Genomic DNA, 15952 nt, shown 5'->3' with positions numbered 1-15952 from the left:
CGCGACCGGATCCACCACCAGATGCACGACTGCGCCGATCGAGCTGGGAGTTCTTGGACGATGGCCGACCGCCCCATGCGCCCCCTGCGCGACCAGACCCTGGCCGCCTCCCCAGCCCTCGCTCCCCTCCTCGCCCGCGGCGCGCTCCTCTCCCTCTGCAAGCGGCCCCGGGCGGCGGGCGGCACGGATCTGCCCCCGACTCGCCTCGTACTCCCCGGAGTTCGCATCGACCTCGCCAAGCTCGCCGGATACGAGCGCGTCTGCGGCTACGGCGTGGGCGCCGATGCGCTGCCGGTGACGTATCCGCATGTACTGGGGTTTCCGCTGGCCATGCGGCTGATGAGTGAGCGGGCGTTTCCGCTGCCGTTGCTCGGCCTTGTGCACACGTCCGTCGAGATCGTGCAGCGGGAGGGGCTTCCGGCAACCGGGGAGTACGAACTCCAGGCGTTCGTCGAGGGGTTGGCGCCCCATCGGCGCGGGACCGAGGCGACGCTCGTCACGGAGGCACGGGCCGGCGGCAGGCTCGTATGGGAGTCGAGGAGTACGTATCTCGCGCGACATCGGACCTCGCAGAGCACGCACAGTACGCCGCATAGTGCGCAGAGCACGCGATCTTCTAGGCCCTCTCAGCCCCCTCAGCCCCTTCCCGCCATCGCCGAGTGGCGGCTCGGTGGGGATCTCGGGCGGCGTTACGGGGCGGCGTCCGGGGATCGGAACCCGATCCATCTGCATCCGGTCACGGCTCGGCTTTTCGGCTTCCGCCGGCCCATCGCGCATGGCATGTGGACCGTGGCTCGCTGCCTGGCGGAGCACGGGGTACCCGAAGGCGCGTACGTCAAGGCCGAGTTCAGGGCGCCGGTGCTGTTGCCGGGGGTGGTGACGTACGCGGCGAAAGGTGGTGCCTTCGAACTGCGTGGGGGTGGGGAACGCGTGCACGTCAGGGGCGAGGTGCGAACCCTGGTGTGAGGTCTTGTCCCGCTTGAGGCTGGCGGGGCGCGTTACGGCTTCGGAGGGTTCCAGGCTCGGCCGTCCATCAGATTTCCGAGGCCCGCCCAGGCGAAGTTCATCAGGGTCGCCGCCGCCTGCTTGGCCGAGACGCCGGGGGTGGAGTTGGCCCAGGCGGCCAGGGACTCGGCTGCTCCGACCAGGGCCTCGGCCAGGCCGGCGACCTCGTTCTCGGCGCGCTCGGGGGGCGGTGGCTCCCGGTGGGCCTCGCGGGCGGCCACCGCTATCAACTGGGTGACGAACGCGACGAGTTCCTCCCGCATCGCGGCGACCTCGGCGGCGAACGGCTCGCCGTGCGTACGGGCCTGGAGGTGCAACACCGCCCAGCCGTCCGGGTTCTGCGCGGTGTGCGTGAAGAACGCCCGTAGCCCTTCCCAGAGTTGGCGGTCGGCTGGCAGACCGGGGTGAACTCCCGCGCGTACGGCGGCCGTCAGGGCGGCGGCCTCGCGGCGGATGCAGGCGGTGAAGAGGTCTTCCTTGGAGTTCAGGTACAGGTACACCAACGGCTTGGACACGCCCGCCAGATCGGCGATCTCGTCCATCGAAGCGGCCCGGTACCCCCGCTGCCCGAAGGTCCGCACGGCGGCGTCCAGCATCTGCTGTTCACGCACGGCACGCGGCATCCGCTTGTTCTTCACAGCACCCATATGGCTTAGCGTCTCAGATCAGCTTGGTATCCCGTGCAAGACGGGGTGTTTAGCAGGTTCTACCCACCGTGGAGGGGTGGCGTGGGCGTGGTGGTGGAACCCTGCGCCCAGCGCTGTTCCTCGTGGCCGGTGTCGGCTGGTGGCGGGTGTGCTGATCGTTGTCACGCCCTGGTGCCGGTGGGCTGCGCGGGGCAGCCGGGTCCGGTCCGTGTGAGCGTGTCCCTCCGGACGCTGGCCCGCCGGACCCATGGGTCTGGTGGGGGAGGGTGCCCTGCGTCGCCTGGGCGCGGGGCGTGTTGCCTTGTGCCGGGTGGGTCTGGTCTTGGACCGGTCCGTCCGGCGGGTCTTCGGCGCGGTGGGGGTGATGACCGCGCCCGCTTCCAGCTTGTCGATCAACGTGCGGATCACCATGGCACCGCTGGTGCGATCGGTGACGGTCTTGGCCTGATGGGTCAGACCGCGTGCGGCGATACGTTTCCATGCGCCCTGGTCGCGGTCGCCCTGCCAGCCGCAGGAGCCGCAGAGGGCCCACTTCCAGCCAGGTGTGGTGGGCCGGTCAGGGGCCTTGCGGTGCCGCAACACGTCCAGGCATTGCGGGCAGTGTTTCGAGGTGTTCCGCGCCGGGACGGTGACCACGGCGATACCGGCCTCAGCAGCGAGGTGCCGCATGCGGTCCACGATCTGTCCGCGCACTTGCTGGGACAGGCGGGTGTTCACGGTGCGGCCCATGCCGCGGGCTTCCATCGAGCGGAGGTCTTCGACGTAGATCACGCTCGCCCCGGCGGTGATCGCCTGGTCTACCGCCCAGCGGGCGGCAGCCCAGGCGAGGGCGTCGTTGAGGTTTGACCGCCGGGCGGAGACGTGCCGGATCTCGTCGGCCAGGATCGCGTGCCGACCGGTCAGGAGGTGGTGTTCGGCCCCGTTGATGAGCCGTTGGTAGTGGTCGGCTTTGGCGTGCAGATGCTCGGACAGGCGGCGCAGCCGGTGCTGCTTGGCAAAGATGCCGTCGGCCCGGAACATGCCACCGCTGCCGAGGGCGGTGATCGTGCCGTCGTCGTTCAGCCGGGCGGCCCCGGCGGACAGCAGGGTGTTCAGGCCCCAGTCCACGCCCAGCGCAACCGCATGCCCGCTCCGCCGCGCCTTCGGGACGGCGTGGGTGTAGGCGAGATCGGCCCACACCGCGCCCTGGTAGATACGCAGGGTGGGCAGGTGCAGCACCGCGTTCGCGGGGATCGTCGGCGGCAGCTTGATGGGGCAGGCCACCCACGTCCAGTCCGCGTAGGACCGCGGGTCGGGGCGGGTAGGCAGCTGCATGCGCAGCATCGCCCGGCCCGGTGTGTCGGCGCGTTCGACTGTGGCCTGTTGCCCGTCGCAGGCGGACAAAAGCAGCATCCGCGCGATCCGCGGCTCGGACTCCATCTCGAAGACATCGGTCGGCATCCGGCCGTGCTTCTTCGCGAAGGTGGCGATCTGCCGGGTGCGGGAGGAGATGACGCTGGAGGGCACGAAACGCCCGTCGGGCACCGCCTCCCGTACCGCGTCCCACTCTGTGGGGGTGCGCCTGGCCGGGGTGCCGGGCCAGGTCGCCTGGACCGCGGTGGTTAGGTCGGCGCGCCACTTCGCCGAGCGCAGCGTGCGCCCGGCCACCTCCTGGGCGATGCGCACGATGCGGTCGTTGACACGGACACCCTCCGGCGGGCTGACGGTCCAGCCGAGGCGGCGCAGGGCCATCCAGGCGTTCGACGGCAGCGGGCGGCCCACTGCGTCCTCACCGGCCGCCAGCACATCCACATCACGAGTGTTCCAGTGCTCTGCCAGCAGCGCGGCGACCATGCCGGACACCAGATCACCCGCCCAGCCCACCCGCTCAGCCAGCATGCCGACCGACAGCAGCGCGCCGGTCTTCTCCTCCACACCCGTGCGCAGCACACTGCGGGCACAGGCGGTGCGGGCAGCCTCACCCTCGCCAAGCGGCAGCCTCCGGCTCACCGATAGCCCCTTCCCGCCCACGGTGCTGTCATCCGATCAACGACACCACCACGAAAAAGGTCACGCAATCGACCCTCGCACCCGTATACGACATCGGCACCGGCCACTCGGCACGACGCCAGCGGATGACGAGTCACTCCGGACATCTAGGGAGCAGGTGAGCCTACGGTTTTCTCCAATCCGAGAGCGCCCAAGGTGTTGCCGTCAGTTACGAAGGCTGGCCCTGGGCGCCACCGCGGGCCGCGTCGTCCGCGGTGTCCTCCTGGGAACGGTTGCGCTCCAGGTTGGCCTTGGTGCGGTCCACTCGCTCGACGATCTTCGCGGAGGCACGGTCGCGCTCCTTGCGCAGGACCACGAAGCTGATCGGGGCCGAGAGCACGAGGGCGAGCAGGACGATCCACATGCCGTTGGAGTCGCCGAGGCCGCGCGGGGCGATGCCGGAGTAGACGAGGCCCCAGACGACCACGAGGCAGCCCACGAAGATTCCGAGGCGCATCAGCGTGTAGCGGAGCATCTCAATCCACTCTTCCCGTTCGAACGTTCCCAAAGGGCACCCTCCAGTCAAGCATGTTCTGGCTTTGAGCTCGCAGGGGGGCCTGGGGGCTCGGCGGGGGCCTCCATGGCTTCAGGCTGAGAAGCCTCGGGCGGAGTGGTGCCTCAGGCGAGTGGCCTCAGGTGAGGTGGGTGAGTGGCAGCAGCATCGTGATGTCGTCGCGGTCGTCGCGGTCGTCGCCGGAGGCTACGCGGATCGCGCCGGGTACGCGGCCGACCTCCTTGTAGCCGCAGGAGGCATAGAAACGCTCGAGTCCGAGTCCGCCGCGGCAGGTGAGCCGTATCGCGTCGATGCCCTCGAAGCCGGCGGCCGCCTCCGCGGCGGCTGCGAGCAGGTCGCGTCCGTAGCCCTTGCCCTGGTGCTTCGGGTGCACCATCACCGTGTAGAGCCATACCCAGTGCGTCATCAGCCGGTGCGTGTTGAAGGCGAAGAAGGCGGTTGCGGCGACGTCTCCGTCCTCGTCGCGGCCGATCAGCAGCCGCATACGGCCTTCGCTCATCGCGGCCAGGTGCTTGATGAGTTCCGGGCGGATCGCGTCGGGGGCCACGGGGGGTACGAAGCCGACGGCGCCGCCTGCGTTGGAGACGTCGGCCCAGAGGGTGAGGAGGCCGTCGCGGAGGGCGGGGTCTACGGTGGGGTCGAGGACGAACGTAAGGGGCATTAGGCGAGAGTATCTATTACCGCGTACGAAGCTCAAGGGCATTCGGAGGACCCGCGGACGGACGCCTGCGGACCGGCGCCCTCCCCTTATTCTCCGGGTGGCCCGCGTTCAGGCCAGTGCCCTTGCCGCCACCTTCAGGTCGGAGACCAGGCCCTGGTACACCGCCTCGCGGTCGTCGGCGCGTAGGGCTGCGGACGGGTGGATGGTGGCGACCACGCGGGTCTGGCGGCCGTGGATCTCCTCCTCCAGGAGGGTTCCGCGTTGCTGCGTGACGCGGAACGAGGAGCCGAGCAGGGCCTTGCCCGCCGTTGCGCCGAGTATGACGATCAACTCCGGGTCCACCAGGGCCAGTTCGGCGGCCAGCCAGGGGCCGCAGGCGGTCATCTCGCGCAGGCTGGGGGCCTTGTGGATACGGCGCTTGCCGGGGGCGATGGGGGTCCCCCCGCTCGAGCGAAGCCGAGAGTGGGGGAGGGTGAATTTGAAGTGCTTGACGGCGTTCGTGACGTACGTCTGGGCGGGGTCGATGCCTGCCTCGGCCAGGGCGCGGTCGAGCAGGCGGCCCGCGGGGCCGACGAACGGCTTGCCCTGCCGGTCCTCCTGGTCGCCCGGCTGTTCGCCGACGATCAGTACGCGGGCGTCTGTGTCGCCGTTGCCGAACACGGTCTGTGTGGCGTCCCGGTGCAGGGGGCAGCCGCGGCAGTCGGCGGCGGCTTTGCGCAGGGCGGCCAGGCCGCCGCGCTCCGGCACGAACGGCTCCGCCGTGTACGCGTCCTCGGGGGCCCTGGTGGTGACCATGCGCCCCGAGTACCCCTGCCGGGCGGTGCCTCACGCGGATTTCTCCCCCACCCCGCCCCTTCCCGTAACAAGGGGCGCTGCCCCTGGACCCCGCTGGGGCTCCGCCCCAGACCCCGATCGGCCTGAAGGGCCTCGTCCTCAAGCGCCGGACGGGCTGGGGGCCAGGGCCCGGCTGGAGAGCGCTGGCGGGTGGGGTTGGGTGGTGGCGCTGGGGCGGGTGGGTGAGCGTCGGCCCGAGCGGCCTCGTCGTCTCGCGCCGGACGGGCTGGATTGCCAGGCCTCGGCTGGAAAGGTGCCGGTGGGTGGGGGCAGGCGGTGGCGCTGGAGGCGGGTGGGTGAGCGTCGGCCCGAGCGGCCTCGTCGTCTCGCGCCGGACGGGCTGGATTGCCAGGCCTCGGCTGGAAAGGTGCCGGTGGGTGGGGGCAGGCGGTGGCGCTGGAGGCGGGTGGGTGAGCGTCGGCCCGAGCGGCCTCGTCGTCTCGCGCCGGACGGGCTGGGGTGCCTGGGCCCGGCTGAAGAGCGCTGGCGGGTGGGGCGCTGGGGGGCCTGGGCTCTGCTGGAGAGCGCAGGGTGCCGTGCGCGCCCCGTAAGGGGCGCGGGGCTGTGACACATGCGGCTCCGCCGCGGGGCGCGACCAGCCACCCACAACCCGCACCCTCCCGGCCACCACACGTGGCACCCCCGATGGAGCCGGGAGTTCAAGAGGGCGGAGCCCTCCTTGAACCTGGAAGGGCGGGCGGGTGGGAAAAGAGGAACCCTCACACCCTCATCGGCTGAGGCGACTCGCGACGCGACGCGTCCGGGCCCTCGTACTCGCGGATGATCTCGTACCGCGTGTTCCGCTCCACCGGCCGGAACCCGGCGTCCCGGATCAGGTCCAGCAAGTCCTCGCGGGTCAACTTGTTCGGCGTGCCGTAATTGTCCGCGTCGTGGGTGATCTTGTACTCCACCACCGAACCGTCCATGTCATCGGCACCGTGCTGCAACGCCAACTGCGCCGTCTGGACGCCGTGCATGACCCAGAAGACCTTGACGTGCGGAACGTTGTCGAAGAGCAGCCGAGAGACCGCGAAGGTCTTCAGGGCTTCCGCCCCCGTCGCCATCTGCGTACGCGCCTGCAGCCGGTTGCGTACCTTGCCGTCCTTCATGTCGACGAAGTCGTGCTGGTAGCGCAACGGGATGAAGACCTGGAAGCCGCCCGTCTCGTCCTGCAGTTCACGCAGCCTGAGCACGTGATCGACCCGGTGCCTCGGCTCCTCGATGTGGCCGTACAGCATGGTGCACGGGGTCTTCAGGCCCTTCGCATGCGCCAGGCGGTGGATGCGCGACCAGTCCTCCCAGTGCGTGCGGTGGTCGACGATGTGCTGGCGTACCTCCCAGTCGAAGATCTCCGCACCACCACCGGTGAGGGACTCCAGGCCCGCCTCGATCAGCTCGTCCAGGATCTCCGACGCCGACAGGCCCGAGATCGTCTCGAAGTGGTGGATCTCGGTCGCCGTGAAGGCCTTCAGAGAGACGTTCGGCAGCGCCTTCTTCAGCTCCGACAGCGACCGCGGGTAATAACGCCACGGCAGATTCGGGTGCAGCCCGTTGACGATGTGCAGCTCGGTGAGGTTCTCGCCCTCCATCGCCTTGGCGAGCTTCACCGCCTCCTCGATGCGCATCGTGTACGCGTCCTTCTCGCCCGGCTTCCGCTGGAACGAGCAGTACGCACAGGACGCCGTGCATACGTTCGTCATGTTGAGGTGGCGGTTGACGTTGAAGTGGACGACGTCACCGTTCCTACGGGTCCGCACCTCGTGTGCGAGACCGCCCAGCCAGGCCAGGTCGTCCGACTCGTACAGCGCGATGCCGTCCTCACGAGTGAGCCGTTCACCGGCCCGGACCTTCTCCTCCAGCTCGCGCTTGAGCCCGACGTCCATGCTGCTTCTGCCTCTCCTCGTGACGAACCCTGTCAACCGTACGCGTACGTGCTTACGCCTCCTCGGGCAGCTCACCCACCCGGTTCTCCCACTTCGTGGAGAGCACGATCGTCGTACGCGTACGGGATACGCCCTTCGTCCCCGACAGCCGCCGGATCGTCTTCTCCAGGCCGTCCACGTCCGGCGCCCGGACCTTGAGCATGAACGAGTCGTCGCCCGCGATGAACCAGCAGTCCTCGATCTCGTTCAGGTCCCGCAGCCGGTGCGCGACGTCCTCGTGGTCGGCGGCGTCGGAGAGCGAGATGCCGATCAGGGCGGTGACGCCGAGGCCGAGCGAGGCGGCGTCGACCGTCGCGCGGTAGCCGGTGATGACACCGGCGGCCTCCAGGCGGTTGATGCGGTCGGTGACGCTGGGTCCCGACAGTCCGACGAGGCGTCCCAGCTCCGCGTAGGAGGCCCGGCCGTTCTCCCTGAGGGCCTGGATGAGCTGCCTGTCCACCGCGTCCATGCGATCGATAGCCTTCCGCTGAAGAGTTCCTGAAGTACGAAGTCCTGAAGTGATGCGCGGGTACTGCGAGTTGCTCAAGAGGGGTGTGAGCCGCCGCCCAGTTCGCCCTCCCAGCGGCGGTACAGCGTGTGCTCGACGCCCGCCGCGTCCAGCACCCGCCCGGCGACGAAGTCGACGAGGTCCTGGATGTGGGTGGCGCCCGCGTAGAACGCCGGGGACGCCGGCAGTACGGTCGCTCCCGCGTCGTCCAGGGTCACCAGGTGCCGCAGGGTCTGCCCGTTCAGCGGGGTCTCGCGGACGGCGACGACCAGCTTGCGGCGCTCCTTGAGCGTGACGCTCGCGGCGCGTTGCAGCAGGTCTTTCGAGAGGCCGAGCGCGACGCCGGCGACACAGGCTGTGGACGCGGGCACGATGAGCATGCCTTTCGAGGCGTACGAGCCTGAGGACGGCCCCGCTGCCAGGTCACCGGGGCTCCAGTGGCGTACGTCCTGGGCCTGGATGTCGAAGGTGCCGGGCTTGCCGTCCGCGCCACGGGTCAGCCATTCGCGCAGGTCCTCGTCCCAGTGGGCGTCCCGGAAGCTGATCCCCGTCTCGTCCAGCAACGTCAGCCGCGAAGCCCTGCTGACGATCAGGTCGACGCTCTCCCCCGCATCCAGAAGCGCACGCAGCACAGCAGCGGCATACGGCGTACCGGACGCACCCGAGACCCCCACGATCCAAGGCGTGCGCTGCGTCTGTCCTGGCTTCATGGTGTCGAGCCTATCCGGCGGCCCCGAGTGGGAACGGCGCGAGGGGCCCGCCCGTTAATCTGACAGAGCAAAAGCGCTCCGCTGGAAATGCAGTGATAGGGCTGAGGGCCGGTGGGGGCTGGTCGCGCCCACGCGGCGGAGCCGCAAATTGATACAGCCCCGCGCCCCTTACGGGGCGCGACCGGTGCGTGCGGCGCTACGGGTGGACATGGGGGACGGCGATGGCTGGTAAGGACGTCAGTTGGACCCGGAGTGACCGGGGCTGGTCGCAGGGCGAGCGGGCGAAGACCGCCGCCAAGTTGATGGTGGGCTGGGTGGCCCTGCTGTGGCTGCTCGAAGTCGTCGACGTGATCACGGGGCACTCGCTGGACGGCCTCGGGATCACTCCGCGTACGCCGTCGGAGCTGGTCGACATCGTGCCGGCCTCGTTCATCCATTTCGGCTTCGCCCACCTGGCAGCGAACACGGTTCCGCTGCTGGTCCTCGGCTTTGTCGCGGCGCTCGGCGGGCTGCGCCGTTTCGCCGCCGTGGCCGCGCTGATCATCGTGGCCGACGGGCTCGGCGTCTGGCTGATATCTCCGGCACACACCAACACCGCCGGGGCCTCCGGCCTGATCTTCGGGCTCTTCGGCTTCCTGGTGATCAGCGGCTTCGTGGAGCGACGGCCGCTCGGCATCGTGGCCGGGATACTGATCGCGGCAGTCTGGGGCAGCTCGATCCTCGTGGGCATAGCCCCCACCAACACCACGGTGAGCTGGCAGGGGCATCTCGTCGGCCTGGTGTCCGGCGTGGCAGCGGCGTTCCTGTTCCGCCGCCGCTCGGCCTCCGGCTCACCCGAAAGGGCCATACGGTAAGCCGCGTACGGGCAAATCCCTACGCGTCAGAAAGCCGCGTACGGGCAGATCCGTACGAGCCGGTCAGACCGTGAGGCCGCGCACCAGCAGGTCGATCAGGGCGCAGATGAAGAGGCTGATTCCGATGAAGCCGTTTGTCGAGAAGAACGCCCTGTTCACCCGGGACAGGTCGTGCGGCTTCACGATCGAGTGCTCGTAGAGGAACGCGGCGGCGACGATCAGCAGGCCCAGCCAGAAGAAGGCGCCCGCGTCGGTGGCCAGGGCGTACCAGACGAACAGTGCCGTGGTGATGGTGTGGCAGCCGCGGGCGCCCCAGATGGCGGCCGGGATGCCGAAGCGGGCCGGGACCGACATGACGCCGATCTCGCGGTCCGTCTCGACGTCCTGGCAGGCGTAGATCAGGTCGAAGCCGCCGATCCAGATGCCGACCGCGAGGCCGAGGATCACCGCGTCCCAGGACCATGCGCCGGTGATCGCCAGCCAGCCGCCGATCGGGCCCATGGCCTGGGCTAGACCGAGGATGGCCTGGGGGAAGTTCGTGAACCGTTTGCCGTAGGGGTAGACCACCATCGGGATCACGGCGATGGGGGCGAGGGCGAGGCAGAGGGGGTTGAGCAGGGCCGCGGCGCCGAGGAAGAAAACCAAGGCGACCAGCGCGCCCGTCCACGCGTGCCGCACGGTCATCGCGCCGGTGACCAACTCCCGTTGCGCGGTACGAGGGTTGCGGGCGTCGATCTCGCGGTCGATGATCCGGTTCGCGGCCATGGCGAACGTACGCAGCCCGACCATCGCGACGGTGACGAGGAGTAGCCGGCCCCAGTGGATGTTCCGGTCGAGCTGGAACATCGCCGTCAGCGCGGCGATGTAGGCGAAGGGCAGCGCGAAGACGGAGTGCTCGATCATGACGAGGCGCAGGAACGCCTTCGTACGGCCGGGCTGCGGGATCGCTGCGGATGCGCTGCTCACGAGAGTCCGAACTCCCTTCTGCTGCACGGGCGGTACGCGCTGATCACGTTGCTGATCACGTTGCTGCTCACTTGAGTCCGTACTCCTTCCAGCGGCGGTCGACGAGCGCCGCCGTTTCCGGGTCGGACAGCACCATGTCCGGCCAGCCGCCGTCGCGCGTGTAGCCCTCCTCGGGCCACTTCTTCGTCGCGTCGATGCCCGCCTTGCCGCCCCAGAACTGCTGGTAGGAGGCGTGATCGAGGTGGTCGACCGGGCCTTCTACGACCGTGAGATCGCGGGCGTAGTCCGTGTTGCCGAGGGCGCGCCACGCGACCTCGTGCAGATCGTGGACGTCGCAGTCCGAGTCGACGATCACGATCAGCTTGGACAGGGACATCATGTGCGCGCCCCAGATCGCGTGCATCACCTTCTGGGCGTGCTTCGGGTACTTCTTGTCGATCGCGACGATCGCGCAGTTGTGGAAACCGCCCGCCTCGGGGAGGTGGTAGTCCACGATGTCGGGAACGATGATCTTGAGCAGCGGCAGAAAGAAGCGCTCCGTCGCCCGCCCCAGCGGGCCGTCCTCCGTCGGAGGCCGGCCCACCACGATCGACTGGAGCAACGGCCGCTTGCGCATCGTGACGCAGTCGATGGTCAGGGCGGGGAAGGGTTCCTGCGGCGTGTAGAAGCCGGTGTGGTCGCCGAAGGGCCCCTCCGGGAGCATCTCGCCCGGTTCCAGCCAGCCCTCCAGTACGACCTCTGCCTGCGCCGGCACCTGGAGCGGCACCGTCTTGCAGTCGACCATCTCGATCCGCTTGCCCTGGAGGAACCCGGCGAAGAGGTACTCGTCGATGTCGCCGGGGAGGGGGGCGGTGGAGGCGTAGGTGACGGCGGGCGGGCACCCGAACGCGATCGCGACGGGCAGCTTCTCGCCCCGGCGCGCGGCCACTTGATAGTGGTTCCGGCTGTCCTTGTGGATCTGCCAGTGCATGCCGATGGTGCGCTTGTCGTGGCGTTGGAGGCGGTACAGCCCGAGGTTGCGGATGCCGCTCTCCGGGTCCTTGGTGTGGGTGAGCCCGAGGTTGAAGAAAGACCCGCCGTCCTTCGGCCAGGTGAAGAGGGCCGGGAGCTGGTCGAGGTCGACGTCGTCGCCCTTGACCACGACCTCCTGCACGGGCGCGTTGTCGGACTTCACCTTCTTCGGCGGTACGTGCGTCATGGCGCCGAGCTTCCCGAAGGCCTCCCGCACGCCGACGAACCCGTGCGGCAGTTCGGGCTTGAGCAGCCCGCCGATCTTCTCGCTGATCTCGCCGTACGACTTCAGGCCGAGCGCCTTGAGCAGGCGCCGGTCGGTCCCGAAGACGTTCATCGCGAGCGGCATGGCCGACCCGCGTACGTTCTCGAAGAGCAGCGCCGGGCCGCCCGACTTCTGTACGCGGTCGACGATCTCCCCCACTTCCAGATACGGGTCGACCTCGGCCTTGACTCGCTTGAGGTCACCCTCGCGTTCCAGTGCCCTGAGCAGGGAGCGAAGATCGTCGTAAGCCATGCCGTCAAGTATCGCCGAGGGCAGTCGGAAGCATGCGCGCGCCCCGCGTTCCGGCCGGGGGTCCGGCCCGCCGCGCAGCGGCAATGGGACACAGCGCCCCCCGGGATAGCACAGCGGCTACGGGCTACTCTGGCCCGGTAACGGGGCCTGGTCCAGCGGCCCCGATCGCAACGCAAGGGAGTGCTCATGCTCAGGGTGCTGATGGTGCTGGTGCCGCTGGGGCTCAGCATCTACGCGTTCATCGACTGCATCAGCACCGATGAGAAGCAGATCCGGTACATCCCGAAGCCGCTCTGGGCCATGCTCGTCCTGCTCTTCCCACTCGTGGGCTCCATCTCCTGGCTGCTGGTGGGCAAGGAGCGCACGCCGCGGCGCCCCGCGGGCGGAGCGCGCCGCGACGGCTGGGTGGCGCCGGACGACAACCCCGAGTTCCTGAAGTCCCTGAAGGACGAGGAACCGAAGGACGAGAAGCGCGACGAGAGGCCGGACGAAAAGCGAGACGAGGACGGCGAGAAGTGACGCCGGGAGCCGGCGAGAAGTGACGGCTGACGGCTGACGGCTGACGGCTGACGGCTGACGGCTGCCGGCTGACGGCTGACGGCTGACGGCTGACGGCTGACGGCTGACGGCTGACGGCGGGAGCTAACGCTCCTGCCGGACCCGGTACAGCTCCGCCCACTGCTCCGCGGTAAGGCTCTTCGGCAGGGCATGCGGAGCGATCCGGTGGTGGCGCGTCCAGCGGCGGATCCGTTGCCGCGGCAGTTCGGGCGCGGCGGCGGCGAGCATCTCCGGCAGGCCGCGGCCCTTGGCGGTGAACACCCGCTGGACGAAATCCTGGTAGCGCCGCTGCTCGCGACGGTCGACGAGAGGCCGCTCCCGCCGGGACACCGTCATCAGCCCGCCGTCGACACCGGGGCGCGGCCGGAACGCCGCCGCCGGTACGCGTCGTACGAGCCGGAACTCGAACCACGGCCACCACTGCGCCGTCATCATCGTCGCCCCGCCCACACCGGCCCGACGGCGCGCGACCTCCCACTGCACCAGCAGGACGGCCTCGGTCCAGCCGGGGGCGTTGAGGATGCGCCGGAGCATGGCGGTCGTCTGGTGGAAGGGCAGGTTGCCCACCAGGACATGGGGCGTGCTGGGAACCGTATAGCGGAGGAAGTCCGCCCGGACGATGGCGGTCGACGGGCGCGTACGGCGATCGAGGCGGGCCGCGCGCCGGTCGTCGATCTCGATGCCGGTCAGGGGCCTGGCGAGGCCTTGCAGGGGAAGGGTGAGCGCGCCGTCCCCGGCGCCGATCTCGATGATCGGCCCGTCGGTACGGGTCACGAGACCGACGATGGCGTCGACGACGCTCTGATCGACGAGGAAGTTCTGACCGAGCTCGTGACGGCCAGGACGACCAGGACGGCTGGAACGGCCAGGACGCTGGTGCGAGTTTTGCTGATGACGCTGGGTGCGCACAGGATCTCCGCGGCTTCGAAGGGAAGCCGGGCAGCACGACAGGGGCCGCCCGGCGGGAGGTCTCCGGAGCGGCGGTTGCTCTCGTTACACGAGATCGTTTACGCGCTGGGCGTTACGTCGTGAGAGTGCCCGCCGCTAGAAGCGACGGGTCCTGGTGATTGCTGCGGCTGCGCACATGCCGATCAAGTTACGTCAGGCCAAGTACCTCTCGGCAACTGATTTTCCGGTACGACACTGGGGAGCATGGAGCCCATGGATCAGGCACAGGCACGCGCATGGCTCGCCACCGCCGTCGAGGAGGCGCGCGCGGGGCTCGCCGAGGGCGGCATCCCGATCGGCGCCGCGCTGTACGGCGCCGACGGGACGCTCCTCGGCCGCGGCCACAACCGCCGCGTCCAGGACGACGACCCGTCCATGCACGCGGAGACATCCGCCTTCCGCGCGGCCGGCCGGCAGCGGACGTACCGCGGTACGACGATGGTCACGACCCTCTCGCCGTGCTGGTACTGCTCCGGCCTGGTGCGGCAGTTCGGCATCTCGCGGGTGGTGATCGGCGAGGCGACGACATTCCACGGCGGCCACGACTGGCTGGCCGAACACGGTGTAGAGATCGTCCTGTTGAACGACCCCGAGTGCACCGCCCTGATGCACGACTTCATCAAGAACAACCCGGCTCTGTGGAACGAGGACATCGGTGAGTGACCCCCGTATCCCCACGATCGATCTCCGCCCCTGGCTCTCCGGCGACCCCGAGGCCCGCAAGGAGATCGCCCGTACGGTCGACGAGGCCCTGCAGACGGCCGGGTTCCTGCTCGTGACGGGGCACGGCGTGGACCCGGAGCTGCGGACGGCCATCCGGGACTCCGCCCGCGCCTTCTTCCGGCTGCCGGTGGAGGTCAAGCAGCCGTACGCGGCCCAGGTCGGCGGCCGCGGCTGGCTCGGCCCGGGCGCGGAGGCCAACGGCTACGCGGAGGGAACCGAGACCCCGCCGGACCTGAAGGAGTCGCTGACGTTCGCGACACACGAGCCCTTCGAGGACCCGGTCGTGAACGCGGAGTGGTACGCGCCGAACGTCTGGCCCGCGGAAGCCCCCGAGCTGAGGGCGCTCTGCGAGGAGTACCTGGCGCGGATGGCAGCCCTGGAGAACCACCTCCTGAGCCTCCTCGGCGAAGCCCTCGGTCTCCAACCCGACTTCTTCACCCGGCACATGAGCCACCCCACCTACGGCTTCAACATCAACTGGTACCCGGGCAGGGATGTGTTGGGCGACCCCGAGCCGAACCAGTTCCGCATCGGCCCCCACACCGACTTCGGCACAGTCACGATCCTCGACCGACAGTCCGGCAAGGGCGGCCTACAGGTCTTCACAGACGAAGGCGGCTGGGAAAACGCCCCGTACGACCCCGAGGCGTTCACCATCAACATCGGCGACCTGATGTCCCGCTGGACCGGCAACCGCTGGCGCTCAGGCCGCCACCGGGTCCTGCCCCCGCCCGCGGACGCACCCGCCGAGGAGCTGATGTCCCTCGTCTACTTCGGCGAGTGCACGCCGGGGACACGCGTGGAGTCGGTGCCGGCGCCGGTCGGACGGGTGGCGTACGACCCGGTGGACTCGCACGTATACCTGCGGGAGAAGCTGGACTCGATCACGGTCGGCTGAGGCGGTTGGTCAGACGCTGGCGAGCAGACCTTCCAGTGGGGCGGGCACCTGGTCGGGGTCTAGGGCCTCTACGAGGATGCGGCCGTAGTGGATCTTGCGGCCCTTCTTTGTGCCGAGGAAGCGGCGTAGCTGTTGGTGTGGGGGGCGGTCCTGTTGGGCGGGCTGTTGGCGGAGGGTTTGCAGGGGGCGCCAGTCGCCTTCTGACTGGATTAGGGCCTCTACTCGGGGGACGCCCAGGGCGCGGATCAGTTCGTCTTCCAGGTCTGCCGTGCAGACGAAGAACTGGTGGTGTGCCGCGCCTGCTCGTTCCAGGCCGCGGGCGTAGTAGCTGCGCTCTCGTTCGTCGCACAGGCCTGTGAGGTTCAGGTTCAGGCCGGGGGGTCCTAGGAGGCCGGCGAAGCGGCCGACGCTCATTGCGCCGCCCATCGGGAGGACGCAGATTCCTTCGGCCGCCAGGTCGCGGCCGCGGCTTGCGGCCAGCGCGTCGACCGCTGCGACGTCGCTCGGTCCTTCGAGGAGGACGGCCGCCCGGACCGGTAGTCGCTCGGCCAGTTCGCGTGCGGGGTCGGCGGGGCCACCGGCCGCCCACGCGATGACCGCATCCCGGAATGCCCCCATGTCAGCCATGGGACGAGTGTCCGCCCTTTC

Annotated in this window: 16 protein-coding genes and 1 pseudogene; 5 read left to right on the top strand and 12 right to left on the bottom strand. The window is 69.5% G+C overall.

All coding sequences use genetic code 11. The features are described from left to right. Positions 1-60 precede the first annotated feature (60 nt). Positions 61-966, top strand: coding sequence for a MaoC family dehydratase (locus OHT21_RS27200; protein WP_328770939.1), 906 nt, complete (start codon positions 61-63; stop codon positions 964-966). A 32-nt stretch (positions 967-998) separates the two neighbouring features. Here the strand turns inward: OHT21_RS27200 and OHT21_RS27195 are convergent, their stop codons facing one another. The 8 genes from OHT21_RS27195 to OHT21_RS27160 form a co-directional block, all read right to left on the bottom strand. After that, entirely contained in the window at positions 999-1652 is a 654-nt protein-coding gene (locus OHT21_RS27195; protein WP_328770938.1) for a TetR/AcrR family transcriptional regulator, read from the bottom strand. A gap of 18 nt (positions 1653-1670) precedes the next feature. Beyond that, the gene (locus tag OHT21_RS27190) at positions 1671-3641 is read right to left on the bottom strand and encodes a zinc ribbon domain-containing protein (protein ID WP_328770937.1); all 1971 of its coding nucleotides are present in this window, start codon (positions 3639-3641) and stop codon (positions 1671-1673) included. 208 nt (positions 3642-3849) lie between these two features. Beyond that, a complete protein-coding gene (locus OHT21_RS27185) occupies positions 3850-4155 on the bottom strand; it encodes a DUF4229 domain-containing protein (protein ID WP_328770936.1) in 306 nt (101 codons plus the stop codon). A 157-nt stretch (positions 4156-4312) separates the two neighbouring features. Beyond that, positions 4313-4855: a GNAT family N-acetyltransferase gene (locus OHT21_RS27180; protein WP_328770935.1), complete on the bottom strand. Its 543-nt coding sequence runs from the start codon at positions 4853-4855 to the stop codon at positions 4313-4315. Positions 4856-4963: 108 nt separating this feature from the next. Beyond that, positions 4964-5650 (bottom strand): UdgX family uracil-DNA binding protein, encoded by a 687-nt coding sequence (locus tag OHT21_RS27175; protein ID WP_328770934.1) that lies wholly within the window; start codon positions 5648-5650, stop codon positions 4964-4966. Between the two features lie 758 nt (positions 5651-6408). Continuing rightward, positions 6409-7572: an aminofutalosine synthase MqnE gene (gene mqnE / locus OHT21_RS27170; protein ID WP_328770933.1), complete on the bottom strand. Its 1164-nt coding sequence runs from the start codon at positions 7570-7572 to the stop codon at positions 6409-6411. Positions 7573-7624: 52 nt separating this feature from the next. Then, a complete protein-coding gene (locus OHT21_RS27165; RefSeq protein ID WP_328770932.1) occupies positions 7625-8080 on the bottom strand; it encodes an Lrp/AsnC family transcriptional regulator in 456 nt (151 codons plus the stop codon). A gap of 74 nt (positions 8081-8154) precedes the next feature. After that, complete coding sequence (locus tag OHT21_RS27160) at positions 8155-8829, bottom strand: UbiX family flavin prenyltransferase (protein WP_328770931.1); 675 nt, start codon at positions 8827-8829, stop codon at positions 8155-8157. A 221-nt stretch (positions 8830-9050) separates the two neighbouring features. Here OHT21_RS27160 and OHT21_RS27155 point away from each other — a divergent pair, with 221 nt between their 5' ends. Then, on the top strand, positions 9051-9683 hold the full coding sequence (locus OHT21_RS27155) for a rhomboid family intramembrane serine protease (protein WP_328770930.1): 633 nt from the start codon (positions 9051-9053) through the stop codon (positions 9681-9683). Positions 9684-9746: 63 nt separating this feature from the next. On the opposite strand, the gene mqnP is transcribed toward OHT21_RS27155, so the two are convergent. Beyond that, complete coding sequence (mqnP, locus tag OHT21_RS27150; RefSeq protein WP_328770929.1) at positions 9747-10649, bottom strand: menaquinone biosynthesis prenyltransferase MqnP; 903 nt, start codon at positions 10647-10649, stop codon at positions 9747-9749. Positions 10650-10716: 67 nt separating this feature from the next. Then, positions 10717-12177, bottom strand: coding sequence for a menaquinone biosynthesis decarboxylase (locus tag OHT21_RS27145; RefSeq protein WP_328770928.1), 1461 nt, complete (start codon positions 12175-12177; stop codon positions 10717-10719). Between the two features lie 186 nt (positions 12178-12363). Here OHT21_RS27145 and OHT21_RS27140 point away from each other — a divergent pair, with 186 nt between their 5' ends. Beyond that, positions 12364-12696 (top strand): PLD nuclease N-terminal domain-containing protein, encoded by a 333-nt coding sequence (locus OHT21_RS27140; protein WP_328770927.1) that lies wholly within the window; start codon positions 12364-12366, stop codon positions 12694-12696. 123 nt (positions 12697-12819) lie between these two features. Here OHT21_RS27140 and erm read toward each other — a convergent pair. Next, positions 12820-13575: pseudogene (gene erm, locus OHT21_RS27135) on the bottom strand (23S ribosomal RNA methyltransferase Erm); the annotation flags it as partial. Positions 13576-13887: 312 nt separating this feature from the next. Here erm and OHT21_RS27130 point away from each other — a divergent pair. Beyond that, on the top strand, positions 13888-14346 hold the full coding sequence (locus OHT21_RS27130) for a nucleoside deaminase (protein WP_328770925.1): 459 nt from the start codon (positions 13888-13890) through the stop codon (positions 14344-14346). After that, positions 14339-15304: an isopenicillin N synthase family dioxygenase gene (locus OHT21_RS27125; RefSeq protein ID WP_328770924.1), complete on the top strand. Its 966-nt coding sequence runs from the start codon at positions 14339-14341 to the stop codon at positions 15302-15304. The genes OHT21_RS27130 and OHT21_RS27125 overlap by 8 nt, the downstream gene beginning before the upstream one ends. Positions 15305-15313: 9 nt before the next feature. On the opposite strand, the gene OHT21_RS27120 is transcribed toward OHT21_RS27125, so the two are convergent. Continuing rightward, on the bottom strand, positions 15314-15931 hold the full coding sequence (locus OHT21_RS27120) for a TOPRIM nucleotidyl transferase/hydrolase domain-containing protein (protein ID WP_328770923.1): 618 nt from the start codon (positions 15929-15931) through the stop codon (positions 15314-15316). Positions 15932-15952: the final 21 nt, after the last annotated feature.

The sequence above is a fragment of the Streptomyces sp. NBC_00286 genome (genome assembly GCF_036173125.1).
GTDB lineage: Bacteria > Actinomycetota > Actinomycetes > Streptomycetales > Streptomycetaceae > Streptomyces.
Note: the sequence above shows the minus strand (reverse complement) of the source record. Positions and strands in the feature narration are given on the sequence as shown.

Excerpts from the sequence above, each read along its gene's own strand:
- OHT21_RS27200 (WP_328770939.1), top strand. The coding sequence starts at position 61 with ATGGCCGACCGCCCCATGCGCCCCCTGCGCGACCAGACCCTGGCCGCC.
- OHT21_RS27195 (WP_328770938.1), bottom strand. The coding sequence starts at position 1,652 with ATGGGTGCTGTGAAGAACAAGCGGATGCCGCGTGCCGTGCGTGAACAG.
- OHT21_RS27185 (WP_328770936.1), bottom strand. The coding sequence starts at position 4,155 with ATGCTCCGCTACACGCTGATGCGCCTCGGAATCTTCGTGGGCTGCCTC.
- OHT21_RS27180 (WP_328770935.1), bottom strand. The coding sequence starts at position 4,855 with ATGCCCCTTACGTTCGTCCTCGACCCCACCGTAGACCCCGCCCTCCGC.
- OHT21_RS27175 (WP_328770934.1), bottom strand. The coding sequence starts at position 5,650 with ATGGTCACCACCAGGGCCCCCGAGGACGCGTACACGGCGGAGCCGTTC.
- mqnE (WP_328770933.1), bottom strand. The coding sequence starts at position 7,572 with ATGGACGTCGGGCTCAAGCGCGAGCTGGAGGAGAAGGTCCGGGCCGGT.
- OHT21_RS27165 (WP_328770932.1), bottom strand. The coding sequence starts at position 8,080 with ATGGACGCGGTGGACAGGCAGCTCATCCAGGCCCTCAGGGAGAACGGC.
- OHT21_RS27160 (WP_328770931.1), bottom strand. The coding sequence starts at position 8,829 with ATGAAGCCAGGACAGACGCAGCGCACGCCTTGGATCGTGGGGGTCTCG.
- OHT21_RS27155 (WP_328770930.1), top strand. The coding sequence starts at position 9,051 with ATGGCTGGTAAGGACGTCAGTTGGACCCGGAGTGACCGGGGCTGGTCG.
- OHT21_RS27145 (WP_328770928.1), bottom strand. The coding sequence starts at position 12,177 with ATGGCTTACGACGATCTTCGCTCCCTGCTCAGGGCACTGGAACGCGAG.
- OHT21_RS27140 (WP_328770927.1), top strand. The coding sequence starts at position 12,364 with ATGCTCAGGGTGCTGATGGTGCTGGTGCCGCTGGGGCTCAGCATCTAC.
- OHT21_RS27130 (WP_328770925.1), top strand. The coding sequence starts at position 13,888 with ATGGAGCCCATGGATCAGGCACAGGCACGCGCATGGCTCGCCACCGCC.
- OHT21_RS27120 (WP_328770923.1), bottom strand. The coding sequence starts at position 15,931 with ATGGCTGACATGGGGGCATTCCGGGATGCGGTCATCGCGTGGGCGGCC.